The following is a 22,473-nucleotide window of genomic DNA, read 5'->3' on the forward strand; positions in this document are numbered from 1 at the left end:
CCAAGGTTCAGGTCGATCACTAGAACGTAGGCAGGCCCGGGAGCTGCCGGAAGAGTGCCGTCGGGGGACAGCGATCCACCAACGGCACCACGACGACCAGCCGGTTCGGCTCCGGGCCTGGTGTCGACCGCACCGCCTTCCACGGCGCTCGACCACGAGCCCGCCTTGGGATAGGATTCGATCAACGCCTGCGCGCGAGGCGACAGACCGGCGTCATCCCGGACCTCGCGACGCGCAGTTCTTGCGAATCAAAGGCCGACAGCCGCCCACTCGGCGAGCGGCTCGCCGAAGGCCACCGGCACGATCGACGAACCCACCGACGTCCGCGCACGAGCCATCGCGCGCCTGGCCGCCCAGCGTGAGCGGATCACCCGCCTCCGTCAGGCGGCTGACGAGGACGCCGGAACGTCGACCACGCGCCTCCCAGCGGCGCAACGCGGTCATCCGCCCCTGTTGAACGGGCGCCGACGAACCGGAAACCACGAGTACACAGCCAGATCCATCCCCCACGAACAGAATGGAGCCGACAATGACGACCTGGTCGATACCGCGGACCACCACCGGCGCTGAACGCCGTTTGCTGGAGGTCATGCTCGACCGCAACCGGGCCGAGTTGATCAACACGGTGCGCGGGCTGTCCGAAGCAGAGGCCCGCCGCCGCCTCGTCGCGTCGCCGACCACCCCGATCGGATTGCTCAAGCACGCCGCGGTCGCCGAACGGATCTGGTTCCAGCACGTCCTGGGAGGCGTCCCGAAGAGCGAGTGCGATGGCGGCACGACGGCCGGTGACACCAGTTTCATCGTCGGCGACAACGAGACCGTGGCCGACGTGATCGCCGAGTTCGAGCGCGCCGGCGAGCGCTCGCGCGTGATCGCCGCCGAGTTCGACCTCGACCACACCACGACACACCCCGACCTCGGCGACGTGAACCTGAGGTTCATCTACCTGCTCATCATGGAGGACTTCGCGCGTCATGCCGGCCACGGCGACATCCTCCGCGAGCAGATCGAACAATCCGCCCAGCGGCGGTAGTCGCGGCCCCGCAGCGCGCGGAACGTCGTGGCAACCTGTGCAAGATCCGGGGAGCCGGCACCGGGCCGGTTCGGCGGCCGGGTGGTGGCGCGCGAGGACCTGGGCAGGCCACCGTCTGCGCGGCCACCGGTCGACATTGCCGCGCCCACGATCACGTCGTACGTGTGATCAGTCCACAGGTGGTATTCGCAGGTGGTATTCGTAGGAGTGAACTGCGCGTGACTCAGGCGGTCAGCGGGATCCGCGGTGATCGCACAAGACGAATCGGGGACGCTTGATGCCGCTCACCGTCGAAGGAACCACCGCTCCCGGCTTCGAACGGGTGGCGGAAGTGTTCGGCGCGGGAGGCGACGCGCCCGCGCAGTGCTGCGCCTACCTGGACGGCAAGCCGGTGGTGGACCTGTGGCGCGGTCAACCCGAGGACGCCATCCAGGTGGTGTTCTCGGCGACCAAGGGTGCCACCGCCGCGTGCGCGAACCTGCTGGTGCAGCGCGGACGACTCGACCTGGACGCGCCGGTCACCGACTACTGGCCGGAGTACGGCCGGCGCGGCAAGGAGTCGACGCTCGTCCGGTGGGTGTTGACGCACCGGGCGGGCGTGCTGGCCCCCGAGCCGGGGTTGACGTTCGACGACGTGACCGACTGGGCGACCGTGACCGAGGCGCTGGCCGCCGCCGAGCCGGCGTGGCAGCCGGGTACCGCCTACGGCTACCACGCGCAGTCGTTCGGCTGGCTGGTCGGCGAGCTGGTGCGGCGGGTGGACGGCCGGGGGCTGGGGAGGTTCTTCGCCGAGGAGATCGCCGCGCCCGCGCGCGCCGACTTCTGGATCGGGTTGCCCGAGTCCGAGGAGCACCGGCTGGCCGAGGTGGTCACCGAGGCGCCGGACGTGCCGGAGGGCATGGGCGACGTGGACATGTCGGCGTTCATCGGCCCGTACCTGATGACGGCGTTCACGTTGAACGGGGCGATCCCCGACGACGCCGTGAAGGCCGCCGCCGACCGCCGCTACCGGGCGGCCGGGATCGGCGCTTCGGGCGGTGTGTCCGACGCGCGCGGCCTGGCCCGGATGTACGCGTGGCTGCTGGACGAGTTCACGCCGGAGACGATCGCCGACATCCTGCGGCCCGAGACGCAGGGGCCCGACCGCGTGCTGTCCACCCCCGCGTTCCCGGTGGAGCAGCGTTTCGGGCGCGGCTTCGTGGTGCACCCGCACCACGACCCGACCGTCGACGCGACGACCTTCGGCCACGAGGGGGTCGGCGGCACCACCGCGTTCGCCGACCCGGCCCGTCGGCTGGCGTTCGGGTACACCACCACGCAGGTGGTCCCCGGGCCTCCGGGCATCGACGAACGGGTGAAGCCGATCATCGGTGCCGTCTACGACGCGCTGGACTGACCCGACGTAAGGGCCTTTCCAGCGGCACGGTCTTCCCGGACAGCGGCCACGCCGGGGCGGCGTCCGGCGGGTCCGTTCAGCCGGTGGCGCTGCGGTGGAGCTCGCGCAGGGCGCGGACCGCCGACACGGCGTGCTCGCGGTCCACCGCCTGCACGGCCATGATCGACACGTACTCGTCGTCCGGCAGCTCCAGCCGCGCCCACGACGCGCCGTCCGGGAACGACACGTGCAGCACCTGGTCCCACTCGAACCGGCGCACGGTGACCACGTTGCGGATCTCCACGCCGGACTCGTCGGCCCGCACCCTGGGCCTGGCCAGCAGCAGCACGCCGCCCGCCAGCAGCACGCCCAGCAGCACCATCGCCACCTGGTCGGACGTCCGGAAGATGACGCCGGTCGGCGTGTCGGTCAGCAGCCAGCCGACCACGCTGAACACCGCGACCAGGAACACCGCGCTGATCACCGCCACCCGGCGGATCCTGCGAGGACGGAACTCGACGGCCACCGCGATCACGTCGCCGCCCGCAGCGACCGCAGCACCACAGCCGTGTCCAGCGCCGCCACCACCGCCTCGAAGCCCTTGTCCTCCACCGAGTCCGCGAACCCGGCGCGGGCCAGCGCCTGCTCCTCCGTGTCGCACGTCAGCACCCCGTTGCCCACGGGCGTCGACGTGTCCAGCGCGATCCGGGTCAGGCCCGCCGTCACCGAGTCGCACACGTACTCGAAGTGCGGCGTCCCGCCCCGGATGACCACGCCGAGCGCCACCACCGCGTCGTGCGTCCGGGCGAGCTCCTGCACGACCACCGGCAGCTCGATCGCGCCGGCCACCCGTGCCACGGTCGGCGACTCGACACCGGCCTGCGCCGCCGCCTCCAACGCCCGTGACACGAGCCGGGAGGTGATCCCCTCGTGCCACCGGGTCGCCACCACGGCCAGGCGCACGCCCGCCGCGTCCGGAACCGCCGACTCCGGCCGGCCCTCGCCGCTCATTCCACGCCCTCCGTGCTGACGATCGCGCCACCCTGGCTCAACGCCTCGTACTGTTCCAGCTGGTGCAGCTCGTGGCCCATCCGGTCCCGCTTGGTGCGCAGGTAGCGCAGGTTCTCCGGGTTCGGCGAGATGGGCAGCGGCACGCGGTCGATCACGGTCAGGCCGTAGCCCTCCAGGCCGACCCGCTTGGCCGGGTTGTTGGTGAGCAGCCGCATGGACTTGATGCCCAGCTCGCCCAGGATCTGCGCGCCGGTGCCGTAGTCGCGGGCGTCGGCGGGCACGCCCAGCGCCAGGTTCGCGTCCACGGTGTCCGCGCCGCCGTCCTGCAACTGGTACGCCTGCAGCTTGTGCATCAGGCCGATGCCGCGGCCCTCGTGGCCGCGCATGTAGAGCACCACGCCGCGGCCCTGCGCCGCGACGGCCTCCAGCGCGGCGTCCAGCTGCGGTCCGCAGTCGCAGCGCAGCGAGCCGAACACGTCGCCGGTCAGGCACTCCGAGTGCACCCGGACCAGCACGTCCTCGCCGTCGCCGATCTCGCCGTACACCAGGGCCACGTGCTCGATGCCGTCCAGCTTCGAGTCGTAGCCGACCGCGGTGAACGTGCCGTGCGCCGTCGGGATGCGGGCCTCGGCGACGCGCGCCACCTGCGTCTCCACCCGCCGCCGGTAGGCGATCAGGTCGGCGATGGTGATCAGCGCCAGGTCGTGGTCGGCGGCGAACACCTCCAGCTCGTCGCGCCGCGCCATGTCGCCCTCGTCCTTCTGCGACACGATCTCGCACAGCACGCCGACCGGGTTCAGCCCCGCCAGCCGGGACAGGTCGACCGCAGCCTCGGTGTGCCCGGGCCGCCGCAGCACCCCGCCGTCCCGGGCGCGCAGCGGCACCACGTGCCCCGGCCGGGTGAAGTCCTTGGCCTCGGACGAGGGGTCGGCCAGCAGCCGCATGGTGTGCGCGCGGTCGGCGGCGGAGATGCCGGTCGACACGCCTTCGCGGGCGTCCACGGTCACCGTGTACGCGGTTCCGCGCTGGTCCTGGTTCGTGTGGTACATCGGCGGCAGGTCGAGCCGGGCGCAGTCCGCCTCGGACAGCGCCACGCACACGTAGCCGGACGTGTACCGCACCATGAACGCGAGCAGCTCGGGCGTGGCCTTCTCGGCCGCGAAGATGAGGTCGCCCTCGTTCTCCCGGTCCTCGTCGTCCACCACGACCACCGGCCGCCCGGCGGCGACGTCCGCGATCGCCCGCTCGATGTCGGCGAAGCTCTTCGTCACCGTGCCTCCTCCGCACCAGTGTCGCGCAGATGGGGGAGCGCGAGCCGTTCCACGTACTTCGCCAACACGTCCACCTCCAGGTTGACCAGGTCACCCGGGGTACGCCGGCCGAGCGTGGTCAGCTCCAGCGTGGTCGGGATGAGGCTGACGTCGAACCGGTCCTCGGTCACCGAGACGACGGTCAGCGACACGCCGTCCACGGTGATGGAGCCCTTCTCCACCACGTACCGCGCGAGCCGCGGCGGCAGTCCGATGTGGACGACCTCCCAGTGCGCGGCCTTCTCGCGGGCCAGCACCGTGCCGGTGCCGTCCACGTGGCCCTGCACGATGTGGCCGCCCAGCCGCTGCCCGACGGCGGCGGCGCGCTCCAGGTTGACCCGGTCGCCCCGGCCGACCTTGGCCAGGCTGCTGCGCACCAGCGTCTCGCGCATGACGTCGGCGGTGAACGTGCCGCCCACGACGTCCACCACGGTGAGGCAGACGCCGTTCACCGCGATCGAATCGCCGTGCTTGGCGTCGCTGGTCACCAACGGGCCCGCGATGGTGACGCGTGCCGCGTCCGGCAGGTCGGCCACCGCCACGACCTCGCCCAACTCTTCGACGATCCCGGTGAACACCGTTCCTCCTCTAGCGTGCGGCCACGGCGGACACCCGCACGTCCGGTCCGCACATAGTGACCTGCTCCACGACCAAACCCACAGCGTCGGTGATGGTCGACACCCCGGCACCCCGCAGTGCGGTCGGTCCGTCCCCCAGCAGCTTCGGCGCGATGTAGGCGAGCACCCGGTCGATCCGGCCCGCCCGCGCGAACGCACCCGCCAGCGTAGGCCCGCCCTCCAGCAGCACGTCCACCACACCGCGCCGGGCGAGTTCGGCCAGCACCGCGTCGGGGTCGTGCGTGCGCAGGTGCAGCGTCTCGGCCTCGTCGTCCAGGACGCGCGCTCCCGGCGGCAACTCGCTGGTGCCCACGACAACCCGCAACGGCTGCCGGGTCACGCCTGTTCCCCGCGCGGTCAACCTCGGGTCGTCCGCGCGGACCGTGCCGGTGCCGACCACGATCGCGTCGATCGTGGTGCGCATCCGGTGGACCTCGGCGCGGGACTCCGCGGAGCTGATCCACCGGCTGGTGCCGTCCCGGGCTGCGGTGCGGCCGTCCAGGGTGGCGGCGTACTTCCAGGTCACGTGCGGGCGGCCGGTGCGGGCGAAGTGCAGCCAGGCCCGCAGCGGCTCGACCGGGGTGGGCAGGTGCCCGGTGGCGACCCCGGCGGCGCGCAGCACGGCGGCTCCCCCGGCGGCTTTCGGGTTCGGGTCGGCGTGGGCGTAGACGACCCTCGCCACGCCCGCGGCGAGCAGGGCTTCGGTGCAGGGCGGGGTGCGGCCGTGGTGGGCGCAGGGTTCGAGGGTGACCACGGCGGTGCCGCCACGGGCCCGTTCACCGGCTTCGGCGAGCGCCACGACCTCGGCGTGCGCCTGGCCGGGCGGCCGGGTCGCGCCCGTGCCGACCACCTCGCCGTCCGCCGACAGGACGACCGCGCCCACCGGTGGGTTCGGGCTCGTGGTGCCGTGGACCCGCGCGCTCGCCTCGACGGCCAGGGCCATCGCCTCGACGGCGGTCGGCTTCGCCCGGCCGGTGGGCACGTCGCTTCGGGATCCACCGCCTTCGGCCGTCCGGGAGCCGGCTCCGCCTCGTGGGTCGCTGCCGGTTCGCGACTCGCTGTCGGTTTGTGGGTGGCCGCCGGTCCGCGAGTCGCCGCCGGTTCGCGGGTCGATTCCGGCGGGCGCGTCGTCCGGGATCACCGTGCGGGGGACGCCTGGGCGGCCTGGGCGCGCAGGCGCGCGACGGCCTGGCCCGGATCGGTGGCGTCGTAGACCGCGGAGCCGGCCACGAAGCAGTCCACCCCGGCCTCGGCGGCCTGCTCGATGGTGTCCGCGTTGATGCCGCCGTCGATCTCCACGACCAGCCTCAGGTGGCCGGTGTCGACCAGGCGGCGGGCGGTGCGGGCCTTGTCCAGCACGTCCGCCATGAACTTCTGACCGCCGAAACCGGGCTCGACCGACATCACCAGCAGCGTGTCGTAGTGCTTGAGCACGTCCACGTACGGCTCGATGGGGGTGCCCGGCTTCAGCGACAACCCGGCCTTCGCCCCGGCCGCCCGCAGGTTCTTGGCCAGCTGCACCGGGTCCGCGGCGGCTTCCGCGTGCACCGTCACGTTGTACGCCCCGGCCTCCGCGTAGCCGATGGCCCAGCGGTCCGGGTCCTCGATCATCAGGTGGCAGTCCAGCGGGATGTCGGTGGCGCGGAGCAGCGACTTCACCACCGGCAGGCCGATGGTGAGGTTGGGCACGAAGTGCGCGTCCATGACGTCCACGTGCAGCCAGTCCGCGCCGGACACGGCAGCGGCCTCTTCGGCGAGGCGGGCGAAGTCGGCGGACAGGATGCTCGGGGCGATCATCGGCTGGTGGACCACGGGCAGTCAGTCTAGGGTTCCGCGATCGTCCGGACCTGCCGGGGAGTCATATTTCACCCCGGCTACCCGATCACGCGGTTTTCCCGGTTCCACCGGCCTTTTTCCGACTACTCACGCGGGTAGTTCCCCCACCGGCCGGGCGGCATTACCTTCGTCGCGGGGCAGAACTGGGGAGTGCTGGGGATGAAGGCCGAATTGAGCCACCGGATCGCACTCGTGACCGGCGCGTGCACACCGCTCGGGGTCGAGGTGGTGGAGTGGCTCGCCCGGCAGGGCGCACTGGTCGCGGCCGTGGACAGCGACGGCGCCCGGCTCGCGGACCTCGTCGAGCGGTGGCAGGCCGAGGGACTGCGGATCGCGGGCAGGCAGATCGACGTGACCTCCAGCGCCGCCGTGGACGCGCTGGTGGACCAGGTGGAGCGGGAGTTCGGGCCGATCGACGCCCTGGTCGCCACGGCGGGCGCGCTGCGGCCCGGCCCCGCGCTGTCGATCACCGACGAGGACTGGTCGCACAGCTTCGCGGTGAACGCCGACGGCGTGTTCCACGTCTCCCGCGCGGTGGCGACCCGGATGGTCGGGCGCGAGCACGGGACGATCGTGATGGTCGCCGCGCACACCGCCGCCGTGCCGCGGTCGAACGTGGCGGCCTACGCGGCTTACGCGGCTTCACGAGCTGCTGCGGTGGTCTACACGGAGTGCCTGGCCGTGGAGGTCGCGACGCGGGGCGTGCACTGCGCGGTGATCGCGCCGGACGACGCGTGCCGGGTGGTGGACGAGGTGCGCTTCCTGCTCGCCGACACCGTCTCCCACCCCCGGTCGGCCTGACCAGCCCGCAATCAGCCCGACCAGCCGGCAGTCGGCCCGACCAGCCGCGAGCTGCCAGTCGGCAGTCGACTGCGGCGCGGCCACGGGCCGGCTCGTCCGGACCTCAGACCTCGGCGTGCTCCTGCCCGTGGACCAGTCGCGCCAGCTCCACCCTCGAACTGATCCCGAGCTTCTTGAAGATCCCCCGCAGGTGGTAGTTCACCGTGTGCGGGGACAGGAACAGCTGCTTGGCGACCTGCCGGTTGGTCAGCCCCGCGCCCACCAGCCGGGCGATGTCGCGTTCCGGCTCGGACAGCCGCCGCCACTCCTCCCCCGCACCGCCGGGAACCGCCACGCAGGAAGGCGCCCCACCCGGAGCTGCCCCACCCGAGGCTGCCCCGGCCGGAACGCCGATCCGGCGACGCAGTCGGGACGCCTCGCCGTCCGCGCCCATCCGCTCGAAGATCCGCACCGCGAGCATGGCGTGCGCCTCGGCCCGTTCCGCCTGCCCGTCCTCGGCCAGCAGCAGCGCCAGGTCCTCGTTCGCGTTCGCCTTGGCCCACGGATGGCGGTACCGCCCGACGACGGTCAGCAACGCCTCCTCGTCCCGCTCCACCAGCGCACGGGCATGGGCGGCACCCACCGACACGGCCGCGAAACCGGGGTTGTCCGCCGCCAACTCCTCCACCGCACCGACCACGACACCCGCCAGCCGGCGGTCCCCGGCGGTCAGCGCGCGTCGCACCAACCACGGGGCGGCGCCGGGCTCCTCGATCAGCATCCGGCGGGCGCCGTCCAGGTCGGCCATGCGTGCGCGGGCCAGTTCCGACGCCCGGTCCGGACCGCCCTGCGCGTCGGCCAGCAGCAGCTCCACCCAGTCGTACTGCCCGGAGTGCAGCACGGCCTCGCCGCCCGCCAAGTCCCCCCGGTACCGACGCACGTGCTCGGCCGCCGCCGGGACGTCGCCCCGGTGCAGGGCCAGGGTCGCCAGCACGGTCGACGCGAGCGGCACGAGCAGGCGCAGGCCCCGGTCGCGGGCGGTGGACATGCCGGCGTGGGCGGCGACCTGCGCCTGCGCGAGCTTGCCCGCCTGGGTCAGCACGCGGGCGCGGACGATCGTCCTGGCGGTGGGTGCGCCGGCCGTCACGGCCTCGTCGGTGTCCGGGCCGTCGTCGCGGACGAGCTGTTCCGCGCGGTCGAACTCGCCCACGGCGGACAGCCGCAGGGCGTGTGAGACGGTGGTGTGCGCCTGCCACCACGCGGTCGGCGGGTCCAGTTCCCAGCGGGTCGACTCGCGGCCCCAGTACATGGCCTCGGCGAGGTTGCCGGCGGTCCACTCCAGGCACGAGTGCACGGACGCGGCCATCACCACGTCGGCGTCGCTGGGCGCGCGGTCGCGGGCGGTGAGCACGGACAAGGCGTGTGCCCCGGCGCGCCGGCCGATGGCGAAGTAGAGGGCCACCAGGCGTCCGGCGGCGGCGAGTCGGCGCAGCGGTTCGGCCACGGCGGGGATGGCGAGGGCGTGCTCCGTCTCGGCCACCGCGTCGGCGGGGCGGCCGTCGGCGAGCAGGATGCCGGCCAGCGCGGTGTGCAGCTCGGCGGCGGGACCGGCGGGCGGGTGGCGGGCGAGGCTGTCGCGGGCCGTCGCGATGGCGGCGCCGAGCCTGCCGCTCGCGGCCAGGGTCCGCACGCTGTGCACGGCGGTGGTTCCCAGGTCCTCGGGTCGGTCGTCGGCGGCGGGTCGGGAGAGGTCGCGGCTCGACGTGCGGAGCACCGCCGCGTCGTGCCGCAGCGCGTGCAGCACGGACTCCGGGATCGACTCGACGACGGCCCGCCAGCCCAGCGCGGAGCCGAACTCCAGGCGTTCGTCGATGCCCACCACCAGGCCGGACGCGAGCACCTCGTCCACCGCCAGCAGCAGTGCGGCCGTGGTCTCGCCCATCATCGCGGCGACGTCGTTGAGCAGGAACGACCTGCCGATGACCGCCGCGACGCGCAGCAGCTGGGTGGCCTTCGCCGACAGCAGGTCCACCTGGCCGGCGACCAGGCCGCGCACCCGGTGCGGCAGCCGGTCGCCGCGCAGCCGAGCCGTGCCGTCCCGCACGTCGAGCCGGTCCTCCTCGCGCAGACCGGTGATCAGCTCGGTGATCAGCCGGGGATTGCCGCCGGCGGACGCGACCAGCGCGCCGAGGCCCGCACCGGGTGACGCGCCGAGCATGTCGGCCAACATCCGGTCGACCACGTCACCGCCCACCGGCCCGAGGTCGAGCACGTCGCCGTGGACGGGCAGGGCGCGGCGGATCTCGACGCCCGCGTGCGCGCCGGTCAGGGCGAAGAGGGCGGTGACGCGGTGTTCGCGCAGTCGCGGCAGCAGGGCGAGGACGGCGGACGGGTCCTTGTGCGCGTGGTCCACCGCGACCAGCGGTCGGGCGGCCGGGTCGTGTTCGGCGTCGTCCACGGCTCGGGCGAGGTCGGCGGAGCCTGCCACCTGCTCACCGTCGACCAGCACGACGGCGTAGCCGCGGTCACGGGCGGCGCCGACCGCCTCGTGCAGCAGGAGGGTCTTGCCGGAGCACGGCGGGCCGTCGATGGCCAGCAGGCCACCGGGCGCGGACAGGAAGCGGAGAACCGAAGCCCATTCACGATCCCGGCCGTACAATTTCGACACATTCAAGACTGCTACGCGTCTCGTCCGGCTGTCAATTCACGGCCTTTTGTCGAATGCGGCGAACGGCGCAACACCGGCGAGTTCTCCCAGCACTTCTTCAGGCCCTCCGCCGACCACCTTCACCCCGGCGGCGCGCAGCACCGCCAGATGGCCGTCATAGGCGGGATGACGGGATTGTTCCGCGCCCACCTGGGCGAGCACCACCATCGGCGCGCGCCGACCCAGCGCTTCGGACAACACGGTCAGCGCCTGGTTGTCGCCGATGCCGAGGGCGAGTTTCGCGATGGAGTTCAGCGTCGCGGGCGCGAACACGAACGCGTCCGGCACCGGGTGCGGTTTGGGCTCGGACGGCAGCCGCGAGGTCCACCGGACCGGCAGGTCGGTCAGCGCCTCCAGCCGCGCGACCTCGGGTTCCAGCCAGCGGGCGGCGGTCGGGGTGAGCGTGACGGCGAGCCGCCAGCCCTGCCGGGCCAGCGGCTCGGCCAGGCCGGTCCGCAACCACCGCTCCACGCCGCCGCCGGCCGAGGCCACCAGACCGAGCACCGGCCGGGTCACCGCGGACCGTCCGCGCCGCCACCTGCCGAACCGCTCACCAAGCCGACAACCCCCGTGCCGCGGGAGATCGTCGAACGATCCGGCAGGGTGCGCACCGCTCAGTCCGGCCGGCGCAGCAGGGCGCAGAACATCGCGTCCGTGCCGTGCAGGTGGGGCCACAGCTGGACCTGCGGCCCGTCGCCGAGATCCGGCACGCCGGGGAAGGACTCGCGGGTGTCCAGGCGTTCCGCGCCGGTCCGCCGCGCCACGTCCGCGACCACGCCGACCGATTCCGACAGGTGCGGCGAGCACACCACGTACGCCACCACCCCGCCGGGGCGGACCAGTTCCAGCGCGGCGGTCAGCAGCTCGCGCTGCAACCGCGCCAGCGGGGCCACGTCCGACGGCTGCCGCCGCCACCGCGCCTCGGGACGACGCCGCAGCGCGCCCAGACCGGTGCACGGGGCGTCCACGAGCACGCGGTCGAAACCGCCCGCCGGCAGACCCGAGTCACGCCCGTCGGCCACGTGCAGGGTCACCGGGAGGTCGCCCAGCGCCTTGCGGATCAGCTCCGCGCGGTGCGGGGCCTTCTCCACCGCGTCCAGGGTCGCGCCGGACAACGACGCCAGCGCGCCCAGCATCACGGCCTTGCCCCCCGGGCCCGCGCACAGGTCCAGCCAACGCTCGTCGGGGCCCTCCAGCGGCGCGCGGGTCAGCGCCAGCGCGCACAGCTGGCTGCCCTCGTCCTGCACCGTCGCCAGCTTCTCCCGCACCGGGTCCAGGTCGCCCGGATCGCCCGCGCCGGGCTCCAGGTGCACCCCGTACGGCGAGTACGGCGCGGCGTCGCCGCCGGTCATCGCGGCCAGCTCGTCGGCGCTGCACTCCCCCGGCCGGGCCGCCAGGTGCACGGCGGGCCGGGAGTCGTCGGCCACCAGCGCGTCCCGCAGCGGCTCGCCGCGGCTGCCCAGCGCCTCCGCGAACGCTTGCGCGATCCACCTCGGGTGCGCGTTGGACATCGCCAGGTAGCCGATCGGGTCGGTCTCCTCGTCCGGCGCGACCTCGTCGATCCAGCCGGCCTCGTCCTGCGCGGTCACCCGGCGCAGCACCGCGTTGGCGAACCCGGCCGCGCCGGAGCCCAGCTCCGCGCGCACCAGGTCCACCGTGGACGCGACCGCCGCGTGCGGCGGGATGCGCGTGCGCAGCAGCTGGTACGCGCCCATCCGCAACGCGTCCAGCACCGAGCCGTCCACTTCGGACAGCGGCCGGTCGGAGCACGCGGTCAGGATCGCGTCGAGCAGGCCCTGCGCCCGCGACGTGCCGTAGGCGAGTTCGGTGGCCAGTGCGGCGTCCCGGCCGGTGATCCGGCGGTCCCGCAGCAGACCGGGCAGCACCAGGTTGGCGTAGGCGTCCCGCTGCCGGACCGCGCGCAGCGTGTCCAGCGCGGCGAGCCGGGCCGGGTCCTCCACCGGGGGCCGGGCCGGGCCGGTGCGCCGACGCGGCGGGTGCGGCCGGCGGGGACGGGACGGACGCGAGGAACGCTCGGTCATGAGATGCGCTCCCCCGCCCCGATCCGGACGCCGCGCGCCCAGTCGGTGGCTGCCATCCGCTTCTTGCCCTGCGCCTGCACGTCGCTGAGCGCCACGGGCGTGGTGGCGGTGCCGACCAGCACGCGCTTGCGCTCCACCCGCACCTCGCCGGGCGCCAGGCCCTCCTCGTCCACCGGTGCGACCGGACCCAGCTTGAGGCGTTCGCCGCGGAACTCCGCCCACGCGCCCGGATCCGGCGTCACGGCCCGCGAGACGCGGTCCAGCGCCGCCGCCGGCATGCCGGCGAAGTCCAGTCGGGCGTCTTCCACGGTCACCTTGGGCGCGTAGCTGACGTTCTCCTCCGATTGCTCCACCGGGCGCAACGTCCCGTCCTCGATGCCGTCCACGGTGGACAGCAGCAGCTTGGCGCCGGACTCCGCGAGCCGGTCGAGCAGCTCGCCGGAGGTGTCCCGCTCGCGCACCCGTTCGGTGATCACGCCGAACACCGGGCCGGCGTCCAACGCCTTCACGATCCGGAAGGTGGTCGCCCCGGTGATGTCGTCGCCGTGCCGCACGGCCGCCTGCACCGGAGCCGCGCCGCGCCACGCGGGCAGCACCGAGAAGTGCAGGTTCACCCAGCCGTGCCGGGGGATGGACAGCGCCGACTCGGGCAGCAGCGCGCCGTAGGCGACCACCGGGCACAGGTCGGGCCTGATCTGCCGCAGCCGGGCCTGGAAGTCGGGGTCGCCCGCCTTGGCCGGGGTCAGCACCTCGATGCCGAGCTCGTCGGCCAGCGCCGCGACCGGGGACCGCTCGACCTTGCGGCCGCGGCCCGCCGGGGCGTCCGGGCGGGTGACCACGGCCGCCACCTCGTGCCGGGGCGAGTCCAGCAGAGCCCGCAGTGAGGGCAACGCCACTCCCGGCGTGCCCGCGAAGACCAGGCGCATGGTCACGCCCCCCCGAACAGCGGGTGCGGCGACTGCTTGAGCGTCGGCATCCCGCCGTCGAACCAGGACTGCTGCCGGATCGCCCGCATCGCCTCCTTGCGGGTCTGGTCGTCCAGCCGGTCCAGGAACAGCACGCCGTCCAGGTGGTCGGTCTCGTGCTGGATGCACCGGGCCAGCAGGTCGGTGCCCTCCACCTCGACGGGCTCGCCGTGCATGTTCCAGCCGCGCGCGACGACGTTGCGGTGCCGCCGGCAGTCCCACGACATGCCGGGGATGGACAGGCAGCCCTCGGGGCCTTCCTGGAACTCGTCGCCGACGACCTCGAACGTCGGGTTCACCAGGTGGCCCGCGAAGCCGTCGCAGTGATAGGTGAACACCCGCAGGCCCACCCCGAGCTGCGGGGCGGCCAGCCCCGCGCCGCCGGCGTCGCTCATGGTGTCCCACAGGTCCTTGACCAGCTTGCGCAGTTCCGCGTCGAAGTCGGCGACCTCGACGGCGGGGGTCCGCAGCACCGGGTCGCCGAACAGCCGGATGGGTTGGACGGTCACGCACTCTCCTCGAACGGGGGCAGACAGCCAGTCTAGGAGAGCGGCCAAAACGTGGACGGGCGCTGTGCGGGAACGGGGCTCGGCGGGCGACCGGGACGGTGGATCCGGGCCGGACGCCGGTCGAGTGCGGCGGCCGGGGTAGTGGTGTCGCGGTCGAGCGCGGCGGCCGGGGTAGCGGTGTCGCGGTCGGGTGCGGTGTCGGAGATCAGGGGTCGGAAATCAGGGCCGGAGGTCGGGGCGGTCGGGCTCAGTGGTCGAGGTCGCGGCCGAGGAGGGCCACGCCGACCAGCGCGGCCAGGAAGTGGCCGACGAACCTGGTGGCCGTCGCCACGCCCGTGACGATCGCCGGGGTCTTCGTGCTGGTCATCGTGATGGCGGCCATGTCACCCTCCCTCTCGCGTCGGTAGCACCACGATCTCCCCCGGAGCCGTACGCGCGCGTCCGCTCGGGGTATCGAGCACCGATACGCCCCCGGGATGAGATGGGGTGCAACGCCGGGGGTGGCTGCGGCTACTTACCGGCATGATCGCTGCGACAACGAGGCGGCAGGGGGCGGCACCGTTGGCCGAGACCGACGCTGAGCTGTGGCGACGCGGTGACCAGGCCGCGTTCGCCACGCTGTTCGACCGGCACGCCGAAGCCGTGTGGAACCACGGCTACCGGCTCACCGCCTCGTGGTCGATGGCCGAGGACCTGACCTCCGCGACGTTCCTCGCGGCCTGGCGCCGGCGGTCCGAGATCACCCTGGTCCGCGACTCCGCGCTGCCCTGGCTGTACACCGTGGCGGGCAACCTGGCGCGCACCGAGTTCCGCCGGCTCGGCCGGTTCCGCCGGGCGCTGAAACGGGTGTCCGACCCGGAGGTGGTGCCCGACCACGCGGAGAGCGTCGTCGCGGCGGTCGACGACGACCGGGAGCTGCGCCGGGTGTTGGAAGTGGTGCGCGGGATGCCCACGGCCGAGCGCGAAGCGGTGGAGTTGTGCCTGCTCGGCGAGGTGCCCACGGCCGCGGCCGCCGAAGTGCTGGGCGTGGCCGAGGTCACCGTGCGCTCGCGCATCTCCCGTGCCCGCGCCCGACTGCGCGCCGTCCGAGTGGAGGAGGTCCAGTGAGCTTCCCGGAACTGCCCCCGCGCCGCACCCTGCCCCCGGACGTGCGGGAACGGATGCGCCGCAAGATCTTCAACCGGCGTCCGGCGGTGCGCGCCCCACTGGCCGCCGCCGCGGGCGCGGCACTGCTGGTCGCGGGTGGTTTCCTCGTCCCGCTGACCGGTTCGGACCACGTGGACGCCGTCGACCCGCCCACCGCGATCCCCACCTCCCGCCCGTTCGCCGCGCCGGACGAGGTGCGCGAGGTCGAGACCACCCGGGAGGACACCGCGACCTGCGGCTTCGACCAGGCGCTGTTCACCGTGCGGATGCCCGGCAGGCGGCTGCTGGTCGCGCCCGCCGAACGGTTCTGCGAGCTGACCTACACCACGACGTCCACCTCCACCGGGGTGACCGGGGTGACGTTCATGGACGCCCGGTACGCGGCGTGGCGCTCACCGACCGGGGTGGTCGCGGGGAGGGTGCCGCCCGGCACCGCGCTGTTCCGGGCGAAGGACAACGACTCGGGACGGCCGCAGCCGGCGACGCTCGTCGGCAACGGGTACTTCGTGATGCTCACCGCCGCCGACTCGGTCACCGTGGAGCTGTCGTTCTCGGACGGCTCGCCGACCTGGTCCGACCCGGTGGACCTGCGGTCCATGCCGGTGGGGGCGCACACCGAGGACCGGTTCACGGGTGACGAAGCCGACGCGAGCGGACCCGAGATCGTGCTGGCGCGCTGCCTGGACCGGGCGCTGCGCGACTCGGTGCCGCACGTCCGGGACACCGCCCAGTGGCAGCTCGGAGCGTCCGTCGGCACCGACACCGAGACCGGCATCGCGGTGCTGCGGGGGCCGGCGGGCCACACCGCGTACTGCGTGATCAGCGTCTTCAAGCCGACCGAGGTCAACCCGCCGATGCCGGTGGGGAACGACGACAACGCGTTCACGCTGTCCGCCCGGGCGGTGACCAAGACCGACAGCGTCCGCGGCATCGTCACCCGGTTGGCCGGTGTCGTGCGGGAGGACGTGGTGCGGATGGACCTCGTCGACCCGGGCGGCCACGTCCGGCCGGTGGAGGTGCAGCGCAACACGTTCGCCACCAGGGTGACGAACCTGGCGTCACTGGAGGCGGCGTCACTGGCCGGCGTGCGGCTGCGCGCCTTCGACAAGAAGGGCGCGCTGCTCTACGAGGCGCCGGTGGTCTGACCCGGCAGGCCCGCCGGCCTGCCGGCTCCACCGCGAACCAGCCAAGCCGCCCATCCAGCCCGACCTGCGGTCCAGCCCGACCCTCGATCCAGCCCGACCCTCGATCCAGCCCGGATGCCCCGTTGAGGGGTCGGGACATCCGGGCTCCACCTGGTCCGGGTCCGAACGTCTCCTCCCCCGGGGACGTTCGGACCCGGCGTCCTCCTAACGTGGCCAGACCACGCGTGCCGCGCCTCCTCCGCGCCGGGTGGTCTCGGCGGCGGCCCGCCAGCGGCCGTCGGGAAGCCGTTCGACCGCGGTCACCGCGCCGATCTCGGCGGTGGACGTGAACTGGTGGCCCAGGGCGCGCAGCGTCTCGGCTTCTCCGGTGGCCAGGAACGCGGTCTCCGCCTGGGTGGTGGCGGCGTTGCGTTGGGACGCACGGGGTGCGGCGATCGCGTCGACCAAGTGGAGCTTGCGGTCCAGGCGCTGGGTGAGCACCTGGAGGACGCTGGTGATGATGCTCGCGCCGCCGGGCGAGCCCAGCGCCAGCACGGGCTTGCCGTGGTGCAGCACGATCGTCGGTGACATGGAGGAGCGCGGGCGCTTGTCGGGACCAGGCAGGTTCGGGTCGGGGACGCCCGGGGTGACCGGGGTGAACGAGAAGTCGGTCAGCTCGTTGTTGAGCAGGAACCCGCGGCCGGGCACGACGATGCCACTGCCGCCCTCCTGTTCGAGGGTGAGGGTGTAGGCGACCACGTTGCCCCACTTGTCGGCGACGGTGAGGTGCGTGGTGTCGGTGCCCTCGTAGGGGGTGGCGGCGTCTTCGCCGGTGGTGGCGCACGGTTTCGGGTCGCGCGGGTCGCCGGGGGCCACCGGGGCGGCGAGAACCGACGTCGGGGAGATCAGGCAGGCGCGGCTGTCGGCGAACCTCTGGGACAGCAGTTCCCTGGTCGGCACGTCGACGAAGCTCGGGTCGCCGACCCAGCGGTTGCGGTCGGCGTACGCCAGCTTGCCGGCTTCCAGGTAGTGGTGCAGGTACTGGGCCTGGGTCTGGTGCGCCGGTTCGGCGGACTCCAGGATGTTGAGCGCCTCGCCGATCGTGGTGCCGCCCGAGGCGGGCGGGGCCATGCCGAACACGTCGAGGCCGCGGTAGCGGGTACGGCTCGGCTCGCGTCGCGGGGCGTTGTAGTCGCCCAGGTCGGACATGGTCATCCCGCCGGGGCGGACGTTGCGCGTGGCGGCCGGGTCGACCGGCGGCTCGTTGACGGTCTCGACCACGTCACGGCCGACGCCGCCCCGGTAGAACGCGGACACGCCGTCCTCGCGCAGCTCGCGGTAGGTGTCGGCGAGGTCGGGGTTGCGGAACGTGCTGCCGACCGGCGGGACCGGGAGGTAGAGGGCCTTGGTGGAGGTGATGTCCGCGAACCGCTCGGCGTTCCCGGTGACCTGCCGGTGGAACGTCGCGTCGACCACGAACCCGCGCCGGGCCAGGTCCTCGGCGGGCTTGAGCGCCCGGTCCAGCGACAACGTCCCCCACCGCTGAAGCGCCCGCTGCCAGGTGCGCGGCGTCCCCGGGACGCCCACCGACAGACCGCTGGTCACCGCCTCGGCGAACGGGACCACCTTGCCGTTCTCGACGAACAGGTCCTCACCGGCACTGGCCGGCGCGGTCTCCCGACCGTCTAAAGTGGACACCTGGCGGGTGCGGGCGTCGTAGTGCACGAAGAACCCGCCGCCGCCGATGCCCGCGGAGAACGGGTCCGTGACACCGAGCGCCGCCGCGACGGCGACCGCCGCGTCCACCGCGTTGCCGCCCTTGCGCAGGACGTCCACCCCGATCTGGGACGCGTCGGGATCGATGCTGGACACCACACCGCCGGAGCCGACCGCTTCGGGTACGCGCGGCGGGGCGGCCGGTGCCTGGACTTGGGCTTGGGCGGGGGCGAGTGGGACGACGAGGAGGAGGGATGCGAGGGCGCTGGCGACCGTCGACCGGAGCATCATTCCCTTGTACTCCGGGCAGGGGAACCGGTGAACCCCCGCCAGGTTGAATCCCACCGATTCCACCGATCCTGCCGATCCCATCAAGCCTCACCGATCCTGCCGCGTGCGGTCGATCGCGGCCGAATCCCCGCAGCCGGGGCGGCTCGGTAGTAAGCGTCGGCGGGGTAAGCGCGGGCTGACCTTGCGCGGTGGTGAGCGCCGACGGGGCTTGGCGGTAGCAGGGCTTGGCGGTGGCCGGGCCTGGCGGTAGCAGGGCCTGGCGGTGGTGACAGGCGCCGGCCGGGGCAAAGCAGGTTGGCGGCGGCCAGGCTTGGCGCCAGCCACGCTTGGCGGGCCTGGCGGTGGCCGGGGCTTGGCGGGCCTGGCCTGGCTTGGCGGTAGCAGGGCTTGGCGGTGGCAGGCGCTGGCTGGGTCGAAGTGGATCGGCGGCGGCCGGGCGGGCGCGGTGGCGGTTTCGGCGGTGGGCGCGGCGGTGGGCGCGGCGGGCGGACCGACGAGGTGGGGCCGAAATCGGAGGCTAGAGGACTTCCAGCGGGTCGAGTTTCACGCGGATCGGTTCCGGGTCCTTGCGGGCGCTGCGGGTGGCCAGCAGGGTGGACAGGGCCTCGGAGAGGGATTTGCCCTCCGTCCTGGGCACGCGGATGAGGGCGCGTTCCTTCTGGCCGTCGTCGGACAGCGGCACCGGGCCGAGGACTTCGCCGGTCGAGGGCAGGGCGAGGTCTTCCAGGGCGGTGGCGATGGCGTCCGGGGTGCCGTCCACGGTGGCCATGCGCACGGCCGGCGGGAAGCCGAGTTCCGTCCTGGCCGCCAGTTCCTGCCTCGCGTGCCACACCGGATCCCAGCGGACCAGGGCCTGCACCGGGGCCAGGCTGGAGTCGGCGATCACCACCACCTTGCCCGCCGGGCGGGCCAGCGCGGCGGCGGTCATCCAGCGGCGGAGGGTCTCCTCGGTGGCCCGCAGGTCGGCGCGGCCGAGCAGGGCCCAGCCGTCCAGCAGCAGCACCGCGCCGTAGCCGCCCTCGGCGGTGGGTTCCGCGCCGGGGGTCGCCACCACCAGCGAGGGGCGTGCCGGGACGGAGGACAGGACTTCGTCCGCGCCCGACGTACGCACCGGGATGTTGCTGAACGCCCGGCCCAGTTCCTCGGCGGTCCGGCGGGCGCCGATGACCTGCCCGCGCAGCCGGCGCGAGCCGCAGGCCGGGCAGCGGAACGCCGCCTCGGTCGCCCCGCACCAACGGCAGTACGCGGGCTTGGGCACGCCGTCGTCGGTGCCGCCGGGCAACGCCAGCGGACCGGCGCAGCGGCGGCAGCGGGCCGGCGCCCGGCAGGTGCCGCACGCCAGGGACGGCACGTAGCCCCGCCTCGGCACCTGGATCAGCACCGGGGCGTCCTCCGCGAACGCCGCCCTGGCCGCCTCGAAGGCGATGGACGGCAGTCGGGCCGACCTCGCCGCCGGGTCCTTGACGTCCTGCCAGGCGTTGTCGCCGACCGCCGCCACCCGCGGGGCAACCGCGCGCAGCGTCTCCCGGGCCGCCACCACCTCGTGCGCCCAACCGCTGTCCACCAGCAGCTGCGCCTCGGCGGTCCGCGCGAAACCGCCGATCAGCAGCGACGCCCCGGTGAGGTGCGAACGCTGCACCAGCACGTCCCGGACGTTCGGGTACGGCATCCGCGGTTCGGCGTGCAGGTCGTCGCCGTCGTCCCACACCACCACCAGGCCCAGGTCGTGCACGGGCGCGAGCGCCGCCCCGCGCGTGCCCAGCACCAGCCGCACCGCTCCCCTGCGCACCGCCAGCCACCGCTTGTACCGCTCGGACGGCCCCAGGTCGGACGACAGCGTCACCACCGCGTCCGGGCCCGCCAGGGCCGCGCACGCCGCGTGCAGCCGCGCCAGGTCGCGGTGGTCCGGCACGACCACCAGGGCGCCCTTGCCGGTGCTCACCACCGACGTGGCCGCCTCGGCGAGCCGCGCGGGCCAGTCCTCCGCCGGCAGCGCCTGCCACACCGCGCGGGCCGACCGGCCGGCCCGCAGGGCGTCCAGCAGGTTGGACCCGAACGGGTACCGCGACCAGCCCTCGGCCGAGGGCGCGGCCGGGAGCGGTGCGGGCTCCGGGGACGGCTTGGCCTCGGTGCGGGCGTGCCGAGGCGGGATCGCCATCCGCAGGACGTCGGTGAGCGAGCCCGCGTACCGGTCCGCCACCGCCCGCGCCAGCTCCGCCACCTCCGGCGACAGCACGGGCTCCGGCGAGATCACCCGGTCCAGGAAGCTGAGCTTGCGGCCGTAGTCGGACTCCTCCACCCGTGCCAGCAGGTAGCCGTCGACCAACTGGCCCGCGAACCGCACCCGGACCCGGCAGCCGGGTACCGCGTCCGCGTCCTGTTCGGTGGAGACCAGGTAGTCGAAGGACCGGTCCAGGTGGGCCAACGGCACGTCGACGCAGATCCGGGCGACGGACAGCGCAGGCGCGGGTACGCGTTCCCCGCGTCTGGTGGTCGCCTTGCCTGTCATGCGCTGAGGTCTACCAGAGAGCCTCCCGTGGGTCGTCGGAGTGGTGGGCCCGGGCGTGTGTTTTCACGGGTTTATCTTCGAACCTGTGTTCGAGATGTGCAAGATCACCATCGGGTGAAGTCGATCAGCCCGCCCAGTCCGACGACCCGGAAATGCGCACGCCGCCGATCCGGAGCCCGTGTTGATCGAGTTCGTCGGTCAACAGGTCCCGGATCGGCGACGCAGGTATCGACTACTCCGGCTGGTTCACGGCCTGGCCGCGGATCGGCCGGTCGGCCAAGCCGTCACGCACCAGCGGCCGTGCGGAGGGCGTCCGCGCGGTCGGTGCCCTCCCAGGGCAGTTCGACGTCGGTGCGGCCGAAGTGGCCGTACGCGGCGGTCGGCGCGTAGATCGGGCGCAGCAGGTCCAGGTCCCGGATGATCGCGGCGGGCCGCAGGTCGAAGACCTCGGTGATGGCCTGCTGGATCTTGCTCGGGTCCACCGTCTCGGTGCCGAAGGTCTCCACGAACAGGCCCACCGGGGCGGCCTTGCCGATCGCGTACGCGACCTGCACCTCGATGCGCGTCGCCAGGCCCGCCGCCACCGCGTTCTTGGCCACCCAGCGCATCGCGTACGCCGCGGACCGGTCCACCTTCGACGGGTCCTTGCCGGAGAACGCGCCACCGCCGTGCCGCGCCATGCCGCCGTAGGTGTCCACGATGATCTTGCGACCGGTCAGGCCCGCGTCGCCCATCGGACCGCCGATGACGAACCGGCCGGTCGGGTTGACCAGCAGCCGCACGTCCGCGGTGTCCAGCCCCAGTGCGGCGATCTCCGGCAGCACCACGTGCTCACGGACGTCCACGCCGAGCAGCTTCTCCAGGTCGATGCCGTCCGCGTGCTGCGTGGACACCACCACCGTGTCCAGCCGCACCGGCTGGTCGCCCGCGTACTCGATGGTGACCTGCGTCTTGCCGTCCGGGCGCAGGTAGGGCACGGTGCCGTCCTTGCGCACCGCGGTCAGCCGGCGGGACAGCCGGTGCGCCAGCGCGATCGGCAGCGGCATCAGCTCCGGCGTGTCGGTGCACGCGTAGCCGAACATCAGGCCCTGGTCGCCCGCGCCCTGCTTGTCGATCTCGTCGTCCGCACCGCCGACCCGCTGCTCGTAGGCGGTGTCCACGCCCTGCGCGATGTCCGGGGACTGCGAGCCGATGGCCACGTTCACGCCGCACGAACGGCCGTCGAAGCCCTTGGCCGACGAGTCGTAGCCGATCTCCAGGATCTTCTCCCGGACGATCGAGGGGATGTCCGCGTAGGTCTCCGTGGTGACCTCGCCCGCCACGTGCACCTGGCCGGTCGTGATCAGCGTCTCCACCGCGACCCGGGAGCGGGGGTCCTTGGCCAGCAACGCGTCGAGGATCGAGTCGCTGATCGCGTCGCAGATCTTGTCCGGGTGCCCCTCGGTCACCGACTCACTGGTGAACAGCCTGCTGCTGTGCTGGCTCACGGCACTCCTCTATCT

The 22,473-nt window shown here is 73.5% G+C and carries 20 protein-coding genes; 5 read left to right on the plus strand and 15 right to left on the minus strand.

Features of this window, described 5'->3' with window-relative positions; genetic code table 11:
* Nucleotides 1–529 precede the first annotated feature (529 nt).
* Both FHS29_RS28020 and FHS29_RS28025 read left to right on the plus strand, forming a co-directional pair.
* Nucleotides 530–1,033, plus strand: a complete 504-nt coding sequence (locus tag FHS29_RS28020) for a DinB family protein (RefSeq protein ID WP_184695646.1) — start codon at nucleotides 530–532, stop codon at nucleotides 1,031–1,033.
* A 277-nt stretch (nucleotides 1,034–1,310) separates the two neighbouring features.
* Nucleotides 1,311–2,429, plus strand: a complete 1,119-nt coding sequence (locus FHS29_RS28025) for a serine hydrolase domain-containing protein (RefSeq protein WP_184695648.1) — start codon at nucleotides 1,311–1,313, stop codon at nucleotides 2,427–2,429.
* A gap of 76 nt (nucleotides 2,430–2,505) precedes the next feature.
* On the opposite strand, the gene FHS29_RS28030 is transcribed toward FHS29_RS28025, so the two are convergent.
* From FHS29_RS28030 to rpe, 6 genes are all read right to left on the minus strand, one after another.
* Nucleotides 2,506–2,934, minus strand: coding sequence for a PH domain-containing protein (locus tag FHS29_RS28030; RefSeq protein WP_184695649.1), 429 nt, complete (start codon nucleotides 2,932–2,934; stop codon nucleotides 2,506–2,508).
* A gap of 5 nt (nucleotides 2,935–2,939) precedes the next feature.
* Entirely contained in the window at nucleotides 2,940–3,419 is a 480-nt protein-coding gene (gene ribH / locus FHS29_RS28035) for a 6,7-dimethyl-8-ribityllumazine synthase (RefSeq protein WP_184695651.1), read from the minus strand.
* A complete protein-coding gene (locus FHS29_RS28040; protein ID WP_184695654.1) occupies nucleotides 3,416–4,690 on the minus strand; it encodes a bifunctional 3,4-dihydroxy-2-butanone-4-phosphate synthase/GTP cyclohydrolase II in 1,275 nt (424 codons plus the stop codon). The genes ribH and FHS29_RS28040 overlap by 4 nt, the downstream gene beginning before the upstream one ends.
* Entirely contained in the window at nucleotides 4,687–5,307 is a 621-nt protein-coding gene (locus FHS29_RS28045; RefSeq protein ID WP_184695656.1) for a riboflavin synthase, read from the minus strand. Before FHS29_RS28045 ends, FHS29_RS28040 begins: the two co-directional genes overlap by 4 nt.
* A gap of 10 nt (nucleotides 5,308–5,317) precedes the next feature.
* Complete coding sequence (ribD, locus tag FHS29_RS28050) at nucleotides 5,318–6,289, minus strand: bifunctional diaminohydroxyphosphoribosylaminopyrimidine deaminase/5-amino-6-(5-phosphoribosylamino)uracil reductase RibD (protein WP_184696146.1); 972 nt, start codon at nucleotides 6,287–6,289, stop codon at nucleotides 5,318–5,320.
* A 194-nt stretch (nucleotides 6,290–6,483) separates the two neighbouring features.
* A complete protein-coding gene (gene rpe / locus FHS29_RS28055) occupies nucleotides 6,484–7,143 on the minus strand; it encodes a ribulose-phosphate 3-epimerase (protein ID WP_184696148.1) in 660 nt (219 codons plus the stop codon).
* A gap of 198 nt (nucleotides 7,144–7,341) precedes the next feature.
* Here rpe and FHS29_RS28060 point away from each other — a divergent pair, with 198 nt between their 5' ends.
* The gene (locus FHS29_RS28060; RefSeq protein ID WP_184695658.1) at nucleotides 7,342–7,983 is read left to right on the plus strand and encodes an SDR family NAD(P)-dependent oxidoreductase; all 642 of its coding nucleotides are present in this window, start codon (nucleotides 7,342–7,344) and stop codon (nucleotides 7,981–7,983) included.
* A 103-nt stretch (nucleotides 7,984–8,086) separates the two neighbouring features.
* Here the strand turns inward: FHS29_RS28060 and FHS29_RS28065 are convergent, their stop codons facing one another.
* The 6 genes from FHS29_RS28065 to FHS29_RS37830 all read right to left on the minus strand — a co-directional run bounded on the left by FHS29_RS28065 (nucleotide 8,087) and on the right by FHS29_RS37830 (nucleotide 14,567).
* Complete coding sequence (locus tag FHS29_RS28065; RefSeq protein ID WP_184695660.1) at nucleotides 8,087–10,630, minus strand: helix-turn-helix transcriptional regulator; 2,544 nt, start codon at nucleotides 10,628–10,630, stop codon at nucleotides 8,087–8,089.
* A 36-nt stretch (nucleotides 10,631–10,666) separates the two neighbouring features.
* Nucleotides 10,667–11,185, minus strand: a complete 519-nt coding sequence (locus tag FHS29_RS28070; protein WP_184695663.1) for a flavoprotein — start codon at nucleotides 11,183–11,185, stop codon at nucleotides 10,667–10,669.
* Between the two features lie 98 nt (nucleotides 11,186–11,283).
* Nucleotides 11,284–12,711 carry an RsmB/NOP family class I SAM-dependent RNA methyltransferase gene (locus FHS29_RS28075; protein ID WP_184695665.1) on the minus strand — a complete coding sequence of 476 codons (1,428 nt, stop codon included), beginning with the start codon at nucleotides 12,709–12,711 and terminating at the stop codon, nucleotides 11,284–11,286.
* Nucleotides 12,708–13,637 (minus strand): methionyl-tRNA formyltransferase, encoded by a 930-nt coding sequence (fmt, locus tag FHS29_RS28080; protein WP_184695667.1) that lies wholly within the window; start codon nucleotides 13,635–13,637, stop codon nucleotides 12,708–12,710. The genes FHS29_RS28075 and fmt overlap by 4 nt, the downstream gene beginning before the upstream one ends.
* Before the next feature lie 2 nt (nucleotides 13,638–13,639).
* Nucleotides 13,640–14,185: a peptide deformylase gene (gene def / locus FHS29_RS28085; RefSeq protein ID WP_184695669.1), complete on the minus strand. Its 546-nt coding sequence runs from the start codon at nucleotides 14,183–14,185 to the stop codon at nucleotides 13,640–13,642.
* Between the two features lie 247 nt (nucleotides 14,186–14,432).
* Nucleotides 14,433–14,567, minus strand: coding sequence for a hypothetical protein (locus tag FHS29_RS37830; protein WP_281391745.1), 135 nt, complete (start codon nucleotides 14,565–14,567; stop codon nucleotides 14,433–14,435).
* Between the two features lie 140 nt (nucleotides 14,568–14,707).
* Between FHS29_RS37830 and FHS29_RS28090 the strand changes: the two genes are divergently transcribed.
* Entirely contained in the window at nucleotides 14,708–15,292 is a 585-nt protein-coding gene (locus FHS29_RS28090) for an RNA polymerase sigma factor (protein ID WP_184695671.1), read from the plus strand.
* Nucleotides 15,289–16,476 carry a hypothetical protein gene (locus FHS29_RS28095; protein WP_184695673.1) on the plus strand — a complete coding sequence of 396 codons (1,188 nt, stop codon included), beginning with the start codon at nucleotides 15,289–15,291 and terminating at the stop codon, nucleotides 16,474–16,476. The genes FHS29_RS28090 and FHS29_RS28095 overlap by 4 nt, the downstream gene beginning before the upstream one ends.
* 204 nt (nucleotides 16,477–16,680) lie before the next feature.
* On the opposite strand, the gene ggt is transcribed toward FHS29_RS28095, so the two are convergent.
* From ggt to metK, 3 genes are all read right to left on the minus strand, one after another.
* The gene (gene ggt, locus FHS29_RS28100; RefSeq protein ID WP_184695675.1) at nucleotides 16,681–18,459 is read right to left on the minus strand and encodes a gamma-glutamyltransferase; all 1,779 of its coding nucleotides are present in this window, start codon (nucleotides 18,457–18,459) and stop codon (nucleotides 16,681–16,683) included.
* A gap of 520 nt (nucleotides 18,460–18,979) precedes the next feature.
* Complete coding sequence (locus FHS29_RS28105) at nucleotides 18,980–20,971, minus strand: primosomal protein N' (protein ID WP_184695677.1); 1,992 nt, start codon at nucleotides 20,969–20,971, stop codon at nucleotides 18,980–18,982.
* A 284-nt stretch (nucleotides 20,972–21,255) separates the two neighbouring features.
* Nucleotides 21,256–22,458 (minus strand): methionine adenosyltransferase, encoded by a 1,203-nt coding sequence (gene metK, locus FHS29_RS28110; RefSeq protein ID WP_184695679.1) that lies wholly within the window; start codon nucleotides 22,456–22,458, stop codon nucleotides 21,256–21,258.
* Between the last annotated feature and the right edge of the window lie 15 nt (nucleotides 22,459–22,473).

The sequence above is a fragment of the Saccharothrix tamanrassetensis genome, assembly GCF_014203665.1.
GTDB lineage: Bacteria > Actinomycetota > Actinomycetes > Mycobacteriales > Pseudonocardiaceae > Actinosynnema > Actinosynnema tamanrassetense.

Excerpts from the sequence above, each read along its gene's own strand:
- FHS29_RS28020 (WP_184695646.1), top strand. The coding sequence starts at position 530 with ATGACGACCTGGTCGATACCGCGGACCACCACCGGCGCTGAACGCCGT.
- FHS29_RS28025 (WP_184695648.1), top strand. The coding sequence starts at position 1,311 with ATGCCGCTCACCGTCGAAGGAACCACCGCTCCCGGCTTCGAACGGGTG.
- ribH (WP_184695651.1), bottom strand. The coding sequence starts at position 3,419 with ATGAGCGGCGAGGGCCGGCCGGAGTCGGCGGTTCCGGACGCGGCGGGC.
- ribD (WP_184696146.1), bottom strand. The coding sequence starts at position 6,289 with ATGGCCCTGGCCGTCGAGGCGAGCGCGCGGGTCCACGGCACCACGAGC.
- rpe (WP_184696148.1), bottom strand. The coding sequence starts at position 7,143 with ATGATCGCCCCGAGCATCCTGTCCGCCGACTTCGCCCGCCTCGCCGAA.
- FHS29_RS28060 (WP_184695658.1), top strand. The coding sequence starts at position 7,342 with ATGAAGGCCGAATTGAGCCACCGGATCGCACTCGTGACCGGCGCGTGC.
- FHS29_RS28075 (WP_184695665.1), bottom strand. The coding sequence starts at position 12,711 with ATGACCGAGCGTTCCTCGCGTCCGTCCCGTCCCCGCCGGCCGCACCCG.
- fmt (WP_184695667.1), bottom strand. The coding sequence starts at position 13,637 with ATGCGCCTGGTCTTCGCGGGCACGCCGGGAGTGGCGTTGCCCTCACTG.
- FHS29_RS37830 (WP_281391745.1), bottom strand. The coding sequence starts at position 14,567 with ATGGCCGCCATCACGATGACCAGCACGAAGACCCCGGCGATCGTCACG.
- FHS29_RS28090 (WP_184695671.1), top strand. The coding sequence starts at position 14,708 with ATGATCGCTGCGACAACGAGGCGGCAGGGGGCGGCACCGTTGGCCGAG.
- ggt (WP_184695675.1), bottom strand. The coding sequence starts at position 18,459 with ATGCTCCGGTCGACGGTCGCCAGCGCCCTCGCATCCCTCCTCCTCGTC.
- FHS29_RS28105 (WP_184695677.1), bottom strand. The coding sequence starts at position 20,971 with ATGACAGGCAAGGCGACCACCAGACGCGGGGAACGCGTACCCGCGCCT.